The sequence below is a fragment of the Roseibaca sp. Y0-43 genome (genome assembly GCF_020667835.1).
Lineage (GTDB): Bacteria > Pseudomonadota > Alphaproteobacteria > Rhodobacterales > Rhodobacteraceae > Roseinatronobacter.
This window is the reverse complement of the sequence record NZ_JAFMPR010000033.1, coordinates 1-1,540: the sequence shown is the minus strand read 5'-3', so window position 1 is coordinate 1,540 and position 1,540 is coordinate 1. Positions and strand designations below refer to the sequence as shown.

The 1,540-nt window shown below is 57.7% G+C and carries 1 protein-coding gene; it reads left to right on the top strand.

Annotation, left to right across the window (positions count from 1 at the left end):
* The first annotated feature begins 114 nt into the window (after positions 1-114).
* A complete protein-coding gene (locus J1C52_RS14965) occupies positions 115-1,533 on the top strand; it encodes an IS4 family transposase (RefSeq protein WP_227428728.1) in 1,419 nt (472 codons plus the stop codon).
* The last annotated feature ends 7 nt before the right edge of the window (positions 1,534-1,540 follow it).

Genomic DNA, 1,540 nt, shown 5'->3' with positions numbered 1-1,540 from the left:
CTTGAAGTTACCCACAAGTTGGGCCAAGTCCCAGACAGGTGGCCATATTTAGGGTTGACCTGCCTGAATCTAGCGTGATTCGTTCTCTGGCACCTCAACAGATCGGGTGCGGACATGGGAACTTGGGCGGAAGAAGAGACGGCGGGATGCGATCTGGGCGACTTACGCCTTAATCGGCGGTTGGGAGCTATGCTCGCTGCTTTGGGTGAACGGCCAGGCAAATCCCTGCCCACGGCGTTCCAAGACTGGGCAAACACGAAGGCGGCATATCGGTTCTTTGCGAACGCGAATGTAAGCGAAGACAAGATACTGGCGGGCCATTTCGAGGCAACGGCGCTTCGGGTTCGGGCAACGGACGGCCCAATACTTGTGCTCCAGGACACAACCGAGTTTTCGTTCAAGCGAGCCACTCCGGAAAAGATCGGCTTCACCAGGACGTCATGCGGTCATAAGACGAAGGCTGGGCGCCATCACCAGCACACGCTCTGCGGTATGCTCATGCACGCAAGCCTCGCCGTTACGCCTGCGGGCTTGCCGCTTGGGTTGACTGCGGCAAAGTTCTGGTCGCGCGAAAAGTTCAGGGGCACGAAGGCGCTAGCGCGCAAGATCAATCCCACCCGCGTGCCGATCGAACAGAAAGAAAGCATGCGTTGGTTGGACAATCTGCGCTTGTCAACGGAGTTAATCGGCACGCCAGAGCGATGCGTCCACATCGGCGACCGTGAAAGCGACATCTATGAACTCTTCTGCCTTGCCCATGAGTTAGGAACGAATTTTCTAGTCCGCTCCTGCGTCGACCGGCTGGCCGAGGACGGCGACACCACTATCGCGCAGGTTATGGCCGGTATTGAAAAGCCTAGTGGCACGCATATTGTCCGCTTTCGCGATGCGGCTGGCAAACCCCAGAAAGCTTGTCTGGCTGTCCGGTTTGCCACAATGACCGTCTGCCCACCGATCGGAAAGCAGAAAAGGTATGAACATCAGCAGCTTCAGATCATCCACGCTGCCGAGATCGACCCACCAGACCATCGGGCGCCGCTGCACTGGAAGCTGATTACCAATCTTGAGGTGACCTCGTTCGAACAGGCTGTCAATAAACTGGAATGGTATGCGCGGCGGTGGAGTATCGAGACCTTCTTCAAAACGCTGAAGACTGGCTGCCGGATCGAGGATATCCGCTTAACCACCGCCGACCGGTTGGCCAATTGCATCGCCCTCGCCTGCATCACAGCGTGGAGGATATTCTGGATGACGATGCTGCGCAGAGCCGAACCGACAGGTGCCCCCACCTCCGTCTTCACCGAAACCGAGCTCGCACTACTCGACGGCACCACAGTTACGGCAATACCCGGCGAGACCCGCGACCTGGATTTCTACATCACAGCTGTCGCTAAGCTTGGTGGCTATCTCGCCCGAAAACATGATGCGCCACCCGGGACCACCGTTCTATGGCGCGGCTTCTCTCGCCTCGCCGATATTGTCATCGGCTTCGAAGCTGCACGGGCGACGCGACGCAGCCAAACTTGTGGGTAATTGAAAG

Excerpts from the sequence above, each read along its gene's own strand:
- J1C52_RS14965 (WP_227428728.1), top strand. The coding sequence starts at position 115 with ATGGGAACTTGGGCGGAAGAAGAGACGGCGGGATGCGATCTGGGCGAC.